At 60.2% G+C, this 16,910-nt stretch carries 15 protein-coding genes; 10 read left to right on the top strand and 5 right to left on the bottom strand.

Features of this window, described 5'->3' with window-relative positions; all coding sequences use genetic code 11:
• Nucleotides 1-5 precede the first annotated feature (5 nt).
• Nucleotides 6-2,192: a xanthine dehydrogenase family protein molybdopterin-binding subunit gene (locus ACR0L1_RS05295; RefSeq protein WP_480857520.1), complete on the bottom strand. Its 2,187-nt coding sequence runs from the start codon at nt 2,190-2,192 to the stop codon at nt 6-8.
• A 3-nt stretch (nt 2,193-2,195) separates the two neighbouring features.
• Nucleotides 2,196-2,660, bottom strand: coding sequence for a (2Fe-2S)-binding protein (locus ACR0L1_RS05290; protein ID WP_480502616.1), 465 nt, complete (start codon nt 2,658-2,660; stop codon nt 2,196-2,198).
• Nucleotides 2,661-2,802: 142 nt separating this feature from the next.
• On the opposite strand from ACR0L1_RS05290, the gene ACR0L1_RS05285 reads away from it, so the two are divergent.
• The 6 genes from ACR0L1_RS05285 to ACR0L1_RS05260 all read left to right on the top strand — a co-directional run bounded on the left by ACR0L1_RS05285 (nt 2,803) and on the right by ACR0L1_RS05260 (nt 9,219).
• Nucleotides 2,803-3,405 carry a TetR/AcrR family transcriptional regulator gene (locus ACR0L1_RS05285; RefSeq protein WP_170788878.1) on the top strand — a complete coding sequence of 201 codons (603 nt, stop codon included), beginning with the start codon at nt 2,803-2,805 and terminating at the stop codon, nt 3,403-3,405.
• A gap of 188 nt (nt 3,406-3,593) precedes the next feature.
• Nucleotides 3,594-5,651, top strand: coding sequence for an adenylate/guanylate cyclase domain-containing protein (locus ACR0L1_RS05280; protein WP_480857517.1), 2,058 nt, complete (start codon nt 3,594-3,596; stop codon nt 5,649-5,651).
• Between the two features lie 161 nt (nt 5,652-5,812).
• Entirely contained in the window at nt 5,813-6,811 is a 999-nt protein-coding gene (gene dusA / locus ACR0L1_RS05275) for a tRNA dihydrouridine(20/20a) synthase DusA (protein ID WP_480857820.1), read from the top strand.
• A 39-nt stretch (nt 6,812-6,850) separates the two neighbouring features.
• Entirely contained in the window at nt 6,851-7,675 is an 825-nt protein-coding gene (locus ACR0L1_RS05270) for a sulfite exporter TauE/SafE family protein (protein WP_170770369.1), read from the top strand.
• A complete protein-coding gene (locus ACR0L1_RS05265) occupies nt 7,675-8,454 on the top strand; it encodes a hypothetical protein (protein WP_480857516.1) in 780 nt (259 codons plus the stop codon). Before ACR0L1_RS05270 ends, ACR0L1_RS05265 begins: the two co-directional genes overlap by 1 nt.
• A 36-nt stretch (nt 8,455-8,490) precedes the next feature.
• Entirely contained in the window at nt 8,491-9,219 is a 729-nt protein-coding gene (locus ACR0L1_RS05260) for a SpoIIAA family protein (protein WP_480857514.1), read from the top strand.
• A 249-nt stretch (nt 9,220-9,468) separates the two neighbouring features.
• On the opposite strand, the gene ACR0L1_RS05255 is transcribed toward ACR0L1_RS05260, so the two are convergent.
• Genes ACR0L1_RS05255 through ccmI form a run of 3 tightly spaced genes read right to left on the bottom strand, consistent with a single transcriptional unit; the run spans nt 9,469 to nt 11,399 of the window.
• Nucleotides 9,469-9,702: a DUF1289 domain-containing protein gene (locus tag ACR0L1_RS05255; protein WP_480502611.1), complete on the bottom strand. Its 234-nt coding sequence runs from the start codon at nt 9,700-9,702 to the stop codon at nt 9,469-9,471.
• Between the two features lie 15 nt (nt 9,703-9,717).
• Nucleotides 9,718-10,182 carry a Holliday junction resolvase RuvX gene (gene ruvX, locus ACR0L1_RS05250; RefSeq protein ID WP_170788873.1) on the bottom strand — a complete coding sequence of 155 codons (465 nt, stop codon included), beginning with the start codon at nt 10,180-10,182 and terminating at the stop codon, nt 9,718-9,720.
• Complete coding sequence (ccmI, locus tag ACR0L1_RS05245; protein WP_480502610.1) at nt 10,179-11,399, bottom strand: c-type cytochrome biogenesis protein CcmI; 1,221 nt, start codon at nt 11,397-11,399, stop codon at nt 10,179-10,181. Before ccmI ends, ruvX begins: the two co-directional genes overlap by 4 nt.
• Before the next feature lie 196 nt (nt 11,400-11,595).
• Here ccmI and ACR0L1_RS05240 point away from each other — a divergent pair, with 196 nt between their 5' ends.
• The 4 genes from ACR0L1_RS05240 to ACR0L1_RS05225 all read left to right on the top strand — a co-directional run bounded on the left by ACR0L1_RS05240 (nt 11,596) and on the right by ACR0L1_RS05225 (nt 16,889).
• Entirely contained in the window at nt 11,596-12,840 is a 1,245-nt protein-coding gene (locus ACR0L1_RS05240) for a sarcosine oxidase subunit beta family protein (protein WP_170788871.1), read from the top strand.
• An 87-nt stretch (nt 12,841-12,927) separates the two neighbouring features.
• Entirely contained in the window at nt 12,928-13,257 is a 330-nt protein-coding gene (locus ACR0L1_RS05235) for a sarcosine oxidase subunit delta (RefSeq protein ID WP_170788870.1), read from the top strand.
• Between the two features lie 43 nt (nt 13,258-13,300).
• Nucleotides 13,301-16,330, top strand: coding sequence for a sarcosine oxidase subunit alpha family protein (locus ACR0L1_RS05230; RefSeq protein ID WP_480857512.1), 3,030 nt, complete (start codon nt 13,301-13,303; stop codon nt 16,328-16,330).
• Nucleotides 16,323-16,889 (top strand): sarcosine oxidase subunit gamma, encoded by a 567-nt coding sequence (locus ACR0L1_RS05225; RefSeq protein ID WP_170770388.1) that lies wholly within the window; start codon nt 16,323-16,325, stop codon nt 16,887-16,889. Before ACR0L1_RS05230 ends, ACR0L1_RS05225 begins: the two co-directional genes overlap by 8 nt.
• Nucleotides 16,890-16,910 lie beyond the last annotated feature (21 nt).

Below are 16,910 nucleotides of genomic sequence, written 5' to 3'. Positions count from 1 at the left end.
GGGGGTCAGGCGAAGCTGACACCGTTTTCAGCCATCGGATGCTCGGCCACCAGAACGCCTGACATCGCGTGGATCGCATTTGCCAGCGCCGGTGCGGACGGGGGCGTTCCGGGTTCGCCCACGCCAGTCGGCGCCTCGGCGGACGGCACGATATGCACGTCGATGGCGGCGATATCACTGATGCGCAGCGGCTCGTAATCCGGGAAGTTGGACTGATCGACCGCCCCGCTTGTCAGCGTGATCTGGTCGCGCATCACATGGCCGATGCCATAGCCTATGCCGCCTTCCATCTGCGCTTTGACCACGTCGGGGTTCACCGCGATGCCGCAATCCACGGCACAGGTGACCTTTTCGATCTTGATGCCGTTTTCCGGATCGCCCGAGATTTCAACGACTTCAGCCGCATAAGACCCAAAGGATTTATGCACCGCTATCCCCTGAGAGCGCCCCGCGGGTACGTTGCCCCAACCCGCCTTTTCGACCGCCAGTTTCAGAACGGCGGCCTTACGTTGTTGATCGGGGTTTGTGCTGTCGGAGAGGTGGGCCAGACGGAATTCAACCGGGTCACGACCTGCGGCTTCGGCCACTAGGTCCATCATGGTTTCCATCGCATAGGCTGTATGGGTATGACCCACCGAGCGCCACCACAAAACCGTTGTCGCCTTGGGTGTGTCGGTCAGGCCAACGGCCATTCCAGGGATGGCATATGGGCTGTCAGCCACACCTTCGACCGAGCTGTGATCGACGCCGTCATGCACCAGAACGGCCTCGAACGCGGTGCCTTTTATCACCGATTGCCCGGCGATCTGATGTTGCCAGCCAACGATATTACCGTCCGTATCCAGACCCACACGGACTTTATGGCCAAAGGCGGGGCGATAGTAACCGTTGCGAATGTCATCCTCCCGCGTCCAGACCAGTTTCACTGGGCGCGAGCGATCGGTGACCACAAAGGCCAGCGCGGCTTCGACCTGATAGTCCGCATCGGGCGTGGCGCGACGGCCAAAGGAACCACCAGCCAGCATAGTCTTGATGTGGATCTTCTCGGGTGGCAGCTGGAATATCTGCTGATAGGCCATATGAGGGCCCGTCGGCATCTGTGCGCCGTCATGCAGGACGATGTCACCCTCAGCAGTTTGTTCGATGGTGCAGTTCAACGGCTCCATCGGTGCGTGGGCCAGCAGTGGGAAGTAGAAGGTCTTTTCGACCACCTTATCCGCGCCGTCGATGGCTGCCGAAACCGTTCCAACATCCGCCTTGTTCACGTTGTAGGTGGGTTCAGCATCCAGCGCGGCCATGATCTCGGACCTGATTTGATCCGAGTCGCGGGTCTCGGCCCCCGACATGTCCCAGTCGACCTCAAGCGCGTCGCGCGCCTGGATCGCGGCCCAAGTGTTTTCGGCATAGACCGCAACACCCGCCTGATTGGGCAGAACAGCGGCGCTGATATAGCCTTTGACCTCTTTCGATGCGCTGTCGTCGAAGCCAAGTGCGACACCGCCCTTGGATTCCGGACGCTTGATCATCGCGACCATCTGGTTCGGCAGATGCACATCCATCGCATACATCGCCTGACCGTTGCCTTTGATGGCCGAGTCCTTGCGACGCACGGCTGCGTTGCCGATCAGGCGGAATTCTGACGGGTCTTTCAGGCGTGGCTCGGCCGGCGCTTCTAGCTGAGCAGCGGCTGCCACGAACTCCGCAATCGGAGCGGACTTGTCACCGGCCTTGACGATGCCTTCTTCGATGGTAATGCCCGACGCATCCACGCCCCAGCTTTGGGCGGCGGCGTTGATCAGCATCTCGCGTGCGGCAGCGCCTGCCTGACGATATTGCAGCCAGGAATTCGCCATCGCGGTAGATCCGCCCGTGCCCTGGAAGGGACCGAACAGAAGGTTGTTATAGACATTCGGGTCCGACGGCGCGAATTCATATTCGATCTGATCCATGGTCAGGCCGATTTCCTCGGCGATCAGCGTCGGCAGGCCGGTGGCCGGGCCCTGACCCTTTTCAAAATGCTTTACGATGGCGGTCACGGTGCCATCCGCGTCAATTTTCACGAAGGGATTTAACTGCGCGGACTCGGACGAAGCCGCCGCCAATACGCCATCGGGGCGGGCACCGACCAGCAGCACGGCACCGGCAGCAGCGGCACCTTTCAGAAATGCACGGCGAGAGGTGTTGATGGTCATAGATCAGGCCTCCAGAATCTCGGATGCGCGCTGGACGCCGGCGCGGATGCGTTGATAGGTGGCGCAGCGACAGGCGTTGCCATACATGTACTCGTCAATTTCCTCGACCGAGGGCTTTGGGTTCTCGGACAGCAACCCGACAGCCGACATCACCTGACCCGACTGGCAATAGCCGCACTGGACCACGTCCAGCTCGACCCAGGCCTGCTGGACTGCGGCGCCGATTTTGTCGTCGCCCACGGCCTCAATCGTCGTGACCTCAGCATCTTCGACGTCTTCGATGTAGGTCTGGCACGAGCGCACGGGCTCGCCATTCAGATGCACGGTGCACGCACCGCAAGACGCGACGCCGCAGCCGAATTTGGTTCCGGTCAGCTTCAATTCATCCCGGATCACCCACAGAAGGGGCGTGCCGGGTTCGGCGTCGACCGTGTGGGTCTGGCCGTTCAGTTTCAAGGTCAGTGACATGAGGGGAGATACTCCATGTTGGGCTGGCTACCTGAATCGGTAAACTTGCGGGTTTACCATAGGTGACGTTCCAATCTCTGTAAACCCATGCGTTTACCTAGTGTTTGACCTTGCTCTGTCAATGGGCTTATAGCTTGCAGATATGAACGACATAAGCGCGCCGAATGCGGCCAAACACGCTCAGATCATCGAAGCTGCCGTCGCCGAGTTCCAGGAAAAGGGGTTCGCGGCGGCCAGTATGGACCGTGTGTCTGCTCGCGCCGAAGTGTCCAAGCGCACATTGTACAAGTATTTCGAAAGCAAGGAAAATTTGTTCCGGTCCATCGTGGTGGAGCTGTCGAACCGGTTCGCCGGTGTGCTGGATATCCGCTATGAAAAGGGCCGCGATATCCGCGAGCAACTGACTGAACTGGCTTGGGCCGAAGGGCGTATTCTGATGCTGCCCGAGGTGATGGCAATGTCGCGTATGGTGATCAGCGAAGTTTTGCGCAGCCCCGAACTTGCGGCGGCAGCGCAGGGCAAACTGGACAAGACCTCGGTGTTCATTCGGATGTTACGGGACGCGGCAGAGGACGGCCAGTTGCAAATCGACGACCCCGACGCCGCAGGTCAGGAGTTCATCGGATTGATCAAGGCGCGGGCGTTCTGGCCGATGGTGTTCACCGGCAGTGTCCTGAGCGAGGCCGAAATGACCGACACAATCAACAGCAGCGTTGAGATGATCCTGAGCCGCTATGGCCAGTGATCCACAGCGCGGTTGCGGCGTGGCAATCCTGCGCGGGTGTTTCTACCTCTGCTTGCAGGTTTGCCGATGACGCGTGATGACGCATCTTTAACACTTGCGTGAGATTTTCGCGCAAAATCAAAGTAAGCTTTGCTTCTTTTCCGTTCTGAACGGAATACTGTGTCAAACGTTACTTTTTCGGAGCGTTCATGCGACTTAGCGTCGGCATCGCTGTCTCAATCCTAGTTGCCTTCTCGATCGGCGTCTCGACGTTTGTGGTCCATTCCTTGTGGTGGACGACGGCGCGCGATAACAGCCGCATGCTGGCTGCAGAAATCAACACGCAGATCGCCAATACCGTGCGTACTGAGGTGGGCGCGACGCTGGGCTCGGCCGAGGCCGCCTGGGCGGCGGTGCGTACGATCTTTGTGCAAAACGTTATTGAGACCCGTCAGGCCGATAAGCGCGAATTCGTGTTTCTGTCGCAATTGCAGGCACAGCCCAACATCTCGTGGATTTTCTTTGGCTGGCCGGACGGCAATTTCTTTGCCTCGCATCGTCTGGGTGATGGTGGGCTTGAGATGGTCGAAATTGACGACCAAATCCACGACCGCATGTTGCGCAAGGACCAGTATATTTTCATCCCCGGCGACATTCAGTTTGAGGCGCGCACCTTTTCGGAGACCACTTATGACCCCCGTGACCACGCGTGGTTTGGGAATTTCATGGGTCTGAACTCTCAGGGGTGGATCGAAGCACGTGATTTGCCGGGCAGCAACAAAACCGTTTACGCGTTTGCTGGACCTGTCGATGTGAACCGCAGACGCGAAGGTGTCTTGGCCGTCGCGATCGAAACGGACCGGCTTTCGCGCTTTCTGGCCACTTTGAACCCCGGTGAATTCGGGGCGGCCTTTATTCTGGATGCGGATGGCAAGGTCATTGCGGTTCCTGATCAAGAAGCGGATGAGGTGACGCCTGCGCGGATGGGCGAAGGCGAACTTTACGAAGTTGCCATGATCTCGGGCGAACAGCTTTTAGGCGGCTCCAAGGCCAAAGCGGCGGGCAGCCAGAACCAGAGGGTGGTGATCGACGGGGTTCCCTACGCGGTCGCACTGACCCCGCTGGGGTTTTATGGCTGGCGGGTGGCCACGGTGATCCCGGAATCTGCGTTCTTGTCGGGGATCGACAAGACGCTGATCAACCTGCTGTATATTCTTATCGTCGTGGTGACTTTGGCCATCGGGTCGACGATCTGGCTGGCGCGCAGCATTGTGGCCAAACCGCTGGCGCGCATCGCCGAAGACCTAAACAAAATCGAACGATTTGACGTCGAAGAAATCTCGCGCAGGCCCTCGAAGCTGTCCGAACTGGCCAATCTGTCTGCTGCAACTGCGAGCATGGCGGCCGGTTTGTCGGCTTTTCGCAAATATGTCCCGACCGATCTGGTGCGCATGCTGGTTGCCGAGGGCATCAAATCGCAACCGGGCGGGGACATCAAACGGATCTCAGTCCTGTTTTGCGATGTGACCGGCTTCACTGGGCTGTCCGAAAAGCTGGGTCCGCGCATCGTACAATTGATGGAGCCGTTTTTCAGCGCGGCATCTACCGCGATTACTCGCCATGACGGCACCATCGACAAGTTCATGGGGGATGCGGTAATGGCGTTCTGGGGCGCTCCGCGTACCGATGCCGATCACGCCGAAAATGCTTGCCGCGCCGCGTTGGACCTGATCGCCGCTGTCGATGAGGCCGGTATCGTGGACGACGCTGGGCACCCCCTGCGTGTGCGCATCGGTTTGAACAGCGGTGAAGCTCTGGTGGGCAATATCGGTTCGGAACAGCGGCTCAACTATACGGCCATCGGTGATGTGGTGAATGTGGCCAGCCGGTTGGAAGGGGCGAACCGGTCTTTTGGTACTTTGATCCTGATCGGCCCGGAAACGCGGCGCGAGTCGGGCGATGCGATTGTCGTGCGGGAACTGGACACACTGACCCTCTTTGGGCGGGATCAGGAGCTGGTGGTTTATGAGCTGATCGGCATGCGAGATGGGTTCGACGCCCCTGACGACTGGATTGTGGCCTACGAACAAGGGCTGGCACATTACCGGGCCAAACGGTTCGAGCAGGCGATTGCAGCGTTTGAGGCGGCAGATCAACTGCGTGGCGGCGACCCCGCGTCGGTAGTCATGAAAACCCGCGCGCGTGAGTTGCTGAGCGCCCCTTTGCCCAAGGGGTGGCGCGCTGTGACCCATACGGAAAAGAACTGACGCGCTTTTCGCCTGTTGACCGGCCTTGATCGAATGCGGCCGCGTTTCGTCGCCTGCTGCTGTTCGTTTCGAGCGTATGTGATAAAGGGTGCCGCACTCGAATCGGCAATTCGGCACCAAATGCTTTGTAAAGGTGCCTTTCTTGAGCGTGTAAGGCGAACCTGGTGACGAACGAAATACGAAATGCAGCGCGCCTGAGCGTCGCCCCCATGATGGATTGGACAGACCGCCATTGCCGGTATCTGCACCGTCTGCTGAGCGCCGAGACCCTGCTTTACACCGAGATGGTCACGGCCCCCGCTTTGGTACGCGGCGGGGCGCTGCATCTGTTGGACTATAGCCCACAGGAACATCCCGTAGCGCTGCAACTGGGTGGGTCGGACCCCGCCGAACTGGCGAAAGCCGCGCGTCTGGGGGGCGAGGTCGGGTACGATGAGATCAATCTGAACTGCGGCTGCCCGTCGGACCGCGTGCAATCGGGCACATTCGGCGCGGTGCTGATGAAAGACCCGGCCCGCGTGGCCGAATGCGTGGCCGCGATGCGCGAGGCGGTCGATGTCGAGGTCACGGTCAAATGCCGGATCGGCGTTGATGATCAAGACCCGGAGCAGGTTCTGCCCGCCTTTCTTCAGGCCATCCGCGCGGCAGGGTGCGAACGCGTCACCATTCATGCGCGCAAGGCGTGGCTGCAGGGGCTCAGCCCCAAGGAAAACCGCGATATCCCGCCGCTCGATTATGATTTGGTGCACCGGATGAAGACGCAGTTCAGCGATATGCATGTGTCGATCAATGGCGGCATCATCTCGCTGAAACAGGCGCAAGAGCATCTGGATCAAGGGCTGGATGGTGTCATGATCGGCCGAGCTGCCTATCACCAGCCCGCCGATATTCTGGCAGAGGCGGACCCGCTGATCTACGGGACCGGGCGGGCCGCCGATCCGGTCGATGCGGTTCAAAAAATTGTGCCTTATGTCGAGCAACACCTTGCCGCGGGGGGGCGTTTGCATCAGATCACCCGCCACATGCTGGGCCTGTTCGCGGGACGTCCCGGCGCGCGTGCCTGGCGACGGGCCTTGTCCGAAGGGGCCGTGCAGGACGGTGCAGGACCTGAGGTCATGTTGCAGGCGCTCGACCGCGTTGCGTCTTTGACTGACGCGTGAGAATTCAAAACGCGGCCTTTGGGTCGGGATGGGGGAAAGATGCCAGAGACGATGTTGCTGGTTCAGATGCTGGCACTTTTGCTTGTGATCGGAGCGTTCGCGGGCGTGTTGGCCGGATTGCTGGGCGTTGGCGGTGGGATCGTTCTGGTTCCGGCCTTTTTCTATGCGTTTCAAACGCTTGGTTATGGCGGTCCGCAACTGATGCAGCTGTGTCTTGCAACTTCGCTGGCCACAATCATTGTCACGTCAATCCGCTCGGTTCTGGCCCATAACAAGAAAGGTGCGGTGGATTGGTCGATCCTGCAAGGCTGGGGGCCGGGCATCGCGCTGGGCGCAATCCTCGGCGTGATGGTGGCGTCGGCCCTGCGAACCGAGGCATTGCAGGCGCTGTTCGGCGTACTTGGGATGGTGATAGGGGCCTATTTGGGGTTGGGCAAGTCGGAATGGCGGCTAGGTGACGCGATGCCCAAGGGCGTGCGGCGTGCGGTCCTGTCTCCGGGCGTTGGGTTCCTGTCGGTCCTGATGGGCATCGGAGGGGGCAGTTTCGGCGTGCCGCTTATGAGCCTGTTCAACACGCCAATTCACCGTGCCGTCGCGACGGCTGCCGGGTTTGGTGTAATCATCGCCGTGCCGTCGGTCATCGGCTTTCTGTTTCTGGGCATCGCGCCCGAACACCGCCCGCCGCTGACCATCGGCGCGGTCAATCTGGTTGCTTTCGCCATCGTGGTCGCAATGACCATGATTACGGCGCCTTGGGGCGTAAAACTGGCCCATGCGATGGACCCGAAACCACTCAAAAGGGTCTTTGCGGTCTTTCTGACATTGGTCGCGCTGAACATGCTGCGCAAGGCGGTGGGGCTGTGATGGATTTCCACGAGAGGGGCTGGGTGAAGTTCCCCTATGATCCGGTTTTGGCTGATTGGGTGCGGCACGCTTTGCCACAGGCACGCGCCTCGGTGGCGGATCCGGCCCATGCACAATGGGTGGATTGCGAGGGCACTTGGTTCATCGGCGTAGATGCACTGGACAATGATGCGCAGGGACGGGTCGGGCAGTCGGATGTCCTGTCCGGGCAGGCCATGGGGTTTATTGTCGAACAGTACGGAACACTGCCCTTGCACAAAGGTCAGGTCTCGATCATCTATCCTGGCTACCCCAAACCGCGCCGGGGCGAGAATGAGGCGGCAGCGCGGTATCGACGCAATCGGGATGCGGCGCATGTGGATGGTCTGCGCCCGACGGGACCGGACCGCCGCCGCCGCGTGGATGAGCCGCACGCGTGGATATTGGGAATACCGCTGACCGATGCCAGTGCTGATGCCTCACCCATGGTTCTGTGGGAGGGCAGCCACAAAATCCTGCGCACCGCTTTTGCAGAAGGGCTGATGGATCACCCCCGCGACAGGCTGCACGAGGTGGATATCACCGACATCTACCAAACCGCCCGACGGGAGGTGTTCAACACCTGCCCGCGTATCGAACTGCCCGCCAAACCTGGCGAGGCGTATTTGCTGCATCGCCACTGCCTGCACGGGGTCGCGCCGTGGCCGGATGGTGCAAATGCCGGGCCGGACGGTCGGATGATTGCCTATTTCCGCCCCGAATGCGCAGGGGGTGTGGCCGAGTGGATCGAATCTCCGTAACCTGCCGCCATTGTTTTGGTTTGGAGGTTTAGGGGTATGATTACGGTTCACACAAGTTCGGACGGAGCTCAGATCGAAGTCGAGCTGTCCGGCGAAGTCACCAGCACCGATTACAGCGAAACGCTTGTTCCAGCGATCGAAGCGGCGCTGGCAGAGCATGAGACCGTGCGCCTGATGGCCGTCGTTCAGCCCGAGTTCAAGGGCTATGACCTGGGGGCGGCGTGGTCGGATACCAAGCTGGGTCTCAGCCATTGGCGCGGCTTTGATCGGATCGCCGTGGTGGCTGATCAGGGGTGGGTGCAGACCAGCACTCGTCTGGCCGCGCCGATCATGCCCTGTCCAATGCAGGTTTTCGAACTGGCCGATATCGAAGAGGCGCGGCGGTGGCTGCGCGAATCCCTGGGCTCGATCCATGTGACCGATTTGGGCGGACCCTGTGTTCAGATCAGCCTGTTGGGCAAGCTGGACCCCGACGAATACCAAAAGGCCGGGGCGCATCTGGACGATCTGCTGCGCGACAAGATCGGGTTTCGTCTGCTGATCGACCTCAGCGCTTTTGACGGCTGGCGGGGCCTTACGGCTTTAGCTGCGCATTTCCGACTGGCAAGCGGCCATATCGGACGGCTGGATCGCGCGGCTATCGTGGGCGACAAGGCGTGGCAACATCTGGCGCAACGCGTCGCAAGCCATGTGCTGGGTGCGCGTACCCAGTTTTTCCCGGCAGAAGAGATAGATAACGCAAAGACCTGGCTTGCCGCTGGCTAGTGTCAGGATCGGCGGATTGACGCCAAGTCAGCCCATTTGGCGACATGTTGTTCTTGATTGACCAGTCAGAAAAAATCTAGTGTCCCAATGTTTGCCCCGTCGACCACGCGGGGCAACAAAAATGCCGAAACGCGCCGTTGTGGGTTGCCACTCACTCACAAAATGTCTTCGAACTTGACCCCCTCGGAGTTCAGACCAACCTGCAACGGCGCAGGCGCGGCACAGGGGTCGGGAACCGGGGAGGTAGGGTCAGGATTTGTTCAGACGCGCCGACCGTCCGCCCCGCCGTTTTGCAAGCTGCGGCTTGCGGTCGGGCAAGGAATCCATGATCTCGGCACGTTCGGAACTGTCCATCTTGGACCAGCGCGAGATCTCGTCGATGGTGCGATAGCAGCCGGTGCAGATCCGCTCTGTCGGGTGCACGACGCAAATCTGGACACAAGGGCTTTCGACCTCATTCCGTTTCCAGACCATGTTTGTCATAGGCGTCATCCGTCCTTACAGAAAGCGCAGCCTGTCCAGCGCTCCTTGCAAGATATAACCGGCGGCGACGTGATCAATAACCTGTCCGCGACGTTTTCGTGTCGTATCCGCCTCAAGCAGTGCTTTTTCTGCCGCAACAGTGCTGAGGCGTTCGTCCCAGAACCCGATGGGGACATCGGTCAGACGCATCATATTGCGGGCAAAAGCGCGGGTCGACTGGCACCGGGGGCCTTCGGATCCGTCCATGTTTTTTGGCAGGCCCAGAATAACTCCGCCAATTTCACGTTCTGCAATCAGCTCTAGCAGGCGTGCGGAATCGAGCGTGAATTTCTTACGTCGAACAGTCTCCAGAGGGCTGGCCACGCCGCGCATCCGGTCCGAGACCGCGACCCCAATGGTCTTTTCCCCCAGATCCAGCCCCATCAGCGCCGTCATTGGTGCAAGAGCCGATGCGAAATCTTCAAACGCGTCGTGGATCATTGCGCGATCCCGGCCTGAAACGCGGCTGCGTCAAGCAGTTCCAGCGCCTCGGTATCGCCTGCAAAGATGTCCACGGCTTCTTTCATGATATCAATCGCGCGCTGGCCTTCACCCAGAACCCCCAAAGCGGCAATAAGCTGCGCCCAATCCTCGACCGGACCGCCTTCGGTGGCCAGACGATCTGACAGCTGGTTGACCATGCCTTGGATCATTTCTTGCCGTTCCTCTGGCGTCAAAGCCGCGGCGGCGTCGATGTCTTCACGGCTAGGGCCGGACGGTGCCGGGATATTTGGCGGGTTAAACACGCCTGCCCGGAAAGCCAGATCGTCAAGCTGGGCGTAGATGGCCTCGACCCAAGGCGCGCCGGGTGGGGCGACGCGCAGGGCGTCGATCCAGATGCGATAGCCGATGTCAGGACGTCCGACCTGAACCATCATTTGCCCCAGATAGTAGTTTGCAGGGCCATGACGCGGATCACGCTGCAATGCCTGCTTCAACGCCTCTTCCGCCTCAGGCGAGACATAGCCATTGGCCGACAGGATCATCATCTCGGCCAGATGCGAATAGGCATCCGCCGGAGCGGCGTCACCGGAAAGTTCGATCACCCGCTGCTGCGCGGCGTAGGCAGCCCGGAAATTCCCTGCGTTTGCCTCATGTTGCGCCAGCAGGATATGGCCTTGCAGGTCGTCGGGGCGTGTCGAGACTGTTTCACGCAATTGCTCCAGTAGGGCAGCGTAGCTTTCGTCCAGTTGCGGCTGTGGAGCGGCGGGTAGGTCGGCCTCGACCTGAGCCTGGCTGGGGCGGTCGGCCCGTAAGGCTTCGGCCATCTCCTTGCGCAGCTCCAGTGGCTGATCCGGTAGTCCGGCCGCGCCCATCTGGCGATACATCCAGAATCCGCCGCCTACTAAAACGGCAGCAACGACCGAGATTGCGACGACATTGGCCCAGAGCGGCGGTCCATCCTGATCCGTTTGCGCCTGCATCTGCGCGTCGGCGGCCAGAATGCGGCGCGAGATTTCGGTTCGCACACGTTCTGCGTCCGCTTCGCTGACGACGCCCCGCGCCAGATCGCGATCAACACCTGCCAGTTGCTCGCGATACACACGCAGGTCGTAGGCTGCGGCGGGTTCACGGTTTTTACGCCCCCTGAACATCGCATAGCCAAGGAACGCGGCAATCAGCAGCGCGGTGAGGATCAAGAGGGCCCAGAAAGTCATGACAGCTCCAGTATAGCTGCCCTGACTTAGACCTGCAGGCGCGTAGAAAAAAGGGACAAATGGCCGCGAGACGATTACAACACGCAATATTGGGCGCTATGTCGCAATAGTGCGATATTACGGCGTTGAACGGCAGGGGTATAGTGTCGTTACGCGGCATACCTTCGCACAATCACCGAACCGGATGGATTCGCTTATGAAACACTATTCAGCCTTTGCTGTGGCGCGTGAAGCGCTGCGCTATCACACCGGGTGGGAACGCGCTTGGCGTTCGCCCGAGCCTAAGAGGAAATACGACGTGATAATCGTCGGTGCCGGTGGTCATGGTTTGGCTACGGCGTATTACTTAGGTAAAAATTACGGCATTCAGAATGTCGCCGTGATCGAAAAAGGCTGGCTGGGTGGCGGAAATACCGGCCGGAACACGACCATCATCCGGTCGAACTATTTGCAGGATCCGTCGGCGGCGTTGTACGAAAAGGCACGCAGCCTCTACGAGGATCTGAGCCAGGATCTGAACTACAATATCATGTTCAGCCCGCGCGGCGTGATCATGTTGGCGCAGACACAGCACGAGATCCGCGGTTATCAACGCACGGCCCATGCCAACGCGTTGCAAGGCGTGAAGACCGAGTGGATCACGCCCGAGCGCGTCAAAGAGCTGGTGCCGATCATCAATCTGGACGGGCCGCGCTATCCGGTTTTGGGCGGTCTTTGGCAGGAACGCGGTGGTACCGCGCGTCACGATGCGGTGGCCTGGGGTTACGCCCGTGCCTGTTCGGCCATGGGAATGGACATCATCCAGCAATGCGAAGTCACCGGCGTGCGTCAGGAAAATGGCCGCGTTGTGGGCGTCGACACCACCAAAGGCGCGATCGACTGTGACAAGCTGGGCATTGTGGTCGCGGGCCATTCCGGTCAGCTGGCCGAGATGGCGGGCTTCCGTTTGCCGCTTGAGGCCGTGGCGCTGCAGGCGCTGGTGTCCGAGCCGATCAAACCCTGCATGGACGTGGTTGTGATGGCCAACACTGTGCACGGCTACATGTCGCAATCCGATAAGGGTGAGATGGTCATCGGTGGCGGCACTGACGCTTACAACAACTTCACCCAGCGCGGTTCGTTCCATCATATCGAGGAAACGGTGCGGGCGCTGGTCGAGACCTTCCCGATGATCTCGCGCCTGAAGATGTTGCGCCAGTGGGGCGGTATTGTGGACATGACCGGCGACCGCTCACCCATCCTGTCGAAAACGCCTCTGGGTGGATGCTTTATCAACGCTGGTTGGGGCACGGGCGGCTTCAAGGCCATTCCGGGCTCAGGCTGGGGTATGGCGCAGCTGATGGCTACGGGTCATTCGCCGCTGACCGAAGCCTTCACGATGGACCGTTTTAAAGAGGGCCGCTTCATCGACGAAAGCGTCGCCGCCGGGGTGGCGCACTGATGAGGTTTTTCGTCGAAAAATCTTACGCGCCCGACACGCTGATTTCGCAGGACACTGCCGTGTACCTGCTGCCAAAAGGATGACCAGATGCTGATCCTGAATTGCCCATATTGCGGCGTCGACGCCGAAGAAACCGAACTGGCCGCAGGCGGCGAGGCGCATCTCAAGCGCTATGGCCCCGGCTCGTCGGATGATGAGTTCCACGACTACCTGTTCATGCGTGAAAACCCCAAAGGCGTTCACTTCGAACGCTGGCGCCACGCCAATGGTTGCGGCAAGTGGTTCCATGCGGCGCGCTGCACCAACACGCTCGAAGTCTTCGGTACCTATTCCGCTCAGACCACCGAGCCTCCGCAAGAAATCCGCGAGGCGATCACCGCCAAGCGCCCCGGCTGGACCTGGAGAGAGTTCGAATGATCCAACCAGCCACCCGTAATTCCGCCTGCGAAAGGTCCGCAACATGAGCACCCGTCTCGCAAATCAAGGCCGGCTGATCGACCGGTCGAAACAGGTTACATTCAGCTTCAACGGCACCTCGATGCAGGGCTATGAGGGCGACACGCTGGCCTCGGCCCTGCTGGCCAATGATCAAATGATGATGGGCCGATCGTTCAAATATCACCGTCCGCGCGGCGTTGTCGCCAGCGGCGCGGAAGAGCCGAACGCTCTGGTCGGTCTGGGGCAGGGCAACCGGTTCGAGCCGAACCAGCGTGCAACCACGACCGAGCTGTTCAATGGCTTGACCTCGATCTCGCAGAACCACTGGCCGAACCTCGAGTTTGATATCGGGTCGATCAACACCCACCTGTCGCGCTTCTTGCCGGCGGGCTTCTACTACAAGATGTTCATTCATCCCAAGCCGTTCTGGAAACACGTCTACGAGCCGTTCATCCGTCAGTCCGCGGGTCTTGGCAAAGCGCCTGACAAGGACAACCGCGATGCGGACACGTACGAGCACTTCTACCACTTCACCGATGTTCTGGTAATCGGCGGCGGTGTAGCGGGTCTTCAGGCTGCGAAAGTGGCAGCCGCGTCCGGTGCCAAAGTCATGCTGATCGAGCAGACTGCCCATTGGGGTGGCCGGGCTCCGGTTGACGGTGGTACGATCAATGATGAGCCTGTGGATAAGTTCGTGGAACAATTGGTTTCCGAACTCGAAGCAATGGACAACGTCACGATGCGCAATCGTTGCATGGGGGCCGGGGTTTATGACCACGGTTACGTGCTGGGATATGAGCGTTTGACCGACCACAAGCCGGGCACTCAGGGCCCACGTCACCGGCTGTGGCGTATCCGCGCCAAACAGGTTGTAACTGCCACCGGCGCGATCGAACGTCCGCTGTCCTTTGCGGGCAACGATGTGCCGGGCGTGATGCTGGCCTCGGCCATGCGCGACTATGTGGTGAACTGGGGCGTGACCCCCGGCGACCGCGTAATCGTTGCGACCAACAATGATGACGCCTATCGCACTGCGATCATCCTGAAACAGGCCGGTGTCGAGGTTCTGCGTATCGTGGATGCGCGCACGACAGCCGGACCGCTGGCCGATGAGGCGCGCCAGCTTGGCATTCAGGTCGATCCGGGCAAAGCCATTGCCAAGGTCAAGGGCGGCAAACGCGTCAAAAAGGTCGAACTGTGCAATCAGGAAGGCATCGGCGGTGCACGCGAAGAGGTCGAGTGCGACGCGGTCGCCATGTCGGGCGGCTGGTCTCCGGTCGTGCATATGTGGTCGCATTGCGGCGGCAAACTGATCTGGGATGAGGCGCAGGCGCATTTCCGGCCTGACCCGTCGCGGCCTCCTCTGGGCGCTGATGGTGAAGGGTTCGTTCTGGCCGCGGGCTCGTCGAATGGTCCGCTGGCGCTGGGCGATGTTCTGACCGACGCGGATGCAGCGGGCAAGGCAGCAGCCAAGGCGGCTGGTTTCACAGCGAAACGCACTAAGGCTCCGGTCGGTGAGACCACGGCTGAGGCTCCGATGGCGGCGGTTTGGTTGATGCCCGCCAATGCCGAGATCGGTTTGCGGATGAAATCTTGGCTGGATTTCCAGAACGACGTCAAAGTATCCGACGTACAATTGGCCGCGCGCGAGGGTTACGAAAGCGTTGAGCACACCAAGCGCTACACGACGCTGGGCATGGCGACCGACCAAGGTAAGTTAAGCAACATCAACGGCTTGGCGATCCTTGCTGATGCGCTGGATTCCGAAATCCCGAAGGTCGGCACCACCACCTTCCGCCCGCCCTATACGCCCATCTCGCTGGCGTCGATTGGCGGTGAGGCACGCGGTGAGGTGTTCCAGCCGATCCGTCAAACCCCGATGCATGATTGGCACGACAAGAACGGCGCTGATTGGGAGCCGGTCGGCCATTGGCGCCGGACCTATGCCTATGTTCGTCCCGGTGAATCCGTGCATGACGCGGTCAATCGCGAGGTGAAGAACACCCGTGAAAACCTCGGCCTGCTGGATGCCTCGACGCTGGGTAAGCTGATCGTCAAGGGCCCCGATGCGGGCAAGTTCCTGGACATGCTGTATACCAACATGATGTCCACGCTGAAGGTCGGCAAATGCCGCTATGGCCTGATGTGTTCAGAGAACGGCTTCCTGATCGACGACGGTGTTGTCGCGCGGATCGACGAAGATACATGGCTGTGCCACACCACCACCGGCGGTGCCGAGCGTATCCATGGTCACATGGAAGAATGGCTGCAGACCGAGTGGTGGGACTGGAAAGTCTACGTCGCCAACGTGACCGAGCAATACGCACAGGTCGCCGTGGTCGGCCCCAACGCTCGTAAGGTGCTGGACAAGCTGAACGCACAGGCGGGCGGCGGCATGGATCTGTCGAAAGAGGCGCTGCCATTCATGGAATGGCGCGATGGCAAGATCGGCGCGTTCGGCGCGCGAGCCTATCGCATCTCGTTCTCGGGCGAGCTGTCCTATGAGATCGCGGTTCCCGCATCTCAGGGTCAGGCCTTCTGGGACGCTCTGATGGACGCGGGCAAAGAATTCGGCGTGATGCCTTACGGCACCGAATGTCTGCACATCCTGCGGGCCGAGAAGGGCTTTATCATGATCGGCGACGAGACAGACGGCACCGTGATCCCGCAGGATCTGGGGCTGCACTGGGCGCTGTCGAAAAAGAAAGAGGACTATCTGGGCAAGCGCGCTCATACACGCAGCCACATGGCCGATCCGGACCGCTGGAAACTGGTCGGGCTTGAGACTGTGGATGGTTCTGTCCTTCCCGATGGTGCCTATGCGGTGGGCGAAGGCGTCAATGCCAACGGTCAGCGCAACATGATCGGGCGTGTGACCTCGACCTATTACTCGGCCAATCTGGGCAAAGGCATCGCCATGGGCCTGATCAAGCACGGTCCTGACCGGATGGGCGAGATTGTCGAGTTCCCGGGCACCGACGGCAAAACCTACAAAGCCAAGATCGTTGACCCGATCTTTTACGACAAGGACGGGGAGAAGCAGAATGTCTGAACCCATCAGCGCACTGAACCACGCCAGCTTTGAGGGCATCGCCAAAGTCGAAGAATGCGGCCTGCAAGGCATGATCACGCTGCGCGGCGATCTGTCCGATAAGGCGCTGGCGAAGGCCGTCAAAGACGCAACCGGGCAAAAAATGCCCGGTCAGCGCGAAGCTTTCGTGGAAGGTGAGTCCGGCGTGTGCTGGATGTCCTCGGACGAATTGCTAGTGCTGGTGCCCTATGCCGAAGTCGACGCCAAGCTGGCGGCCATGACCAAGACACTAAGCGGCACCCATTCGTTGGCTGTAAACGTGTCGGACGCGCGGGCTGTGTTCCGTGTCTCGGGCACCAGTGCCCGCGAGGTTCTGGGAAAAATTGCCCCGGTCGAGCTGTCGGCCGAGGCCTTCCAACCCGGTCAAATCCGCCGCTCGCGCCTTGCACAGATCGCAGGGGCGTTCTGGATGGACGACACTGAGACTTTCCGCGTTGTCTGTTTCCGTTCGGCTGCGGATTACGCGTTCAACTTGCTTAAAGTGGCCGCACAACCGGGCAGCGAGGTCGGGATCTACTGAATCTGAACCTTTATCGTTTTG

The organism is Ruegeria sp. J8 (assembly GCF_056531925.1).
Note: the sequence above shows the minus strand (reverse complement) of the source record. Positions and strands in the feature narration are given on the sequence as shown.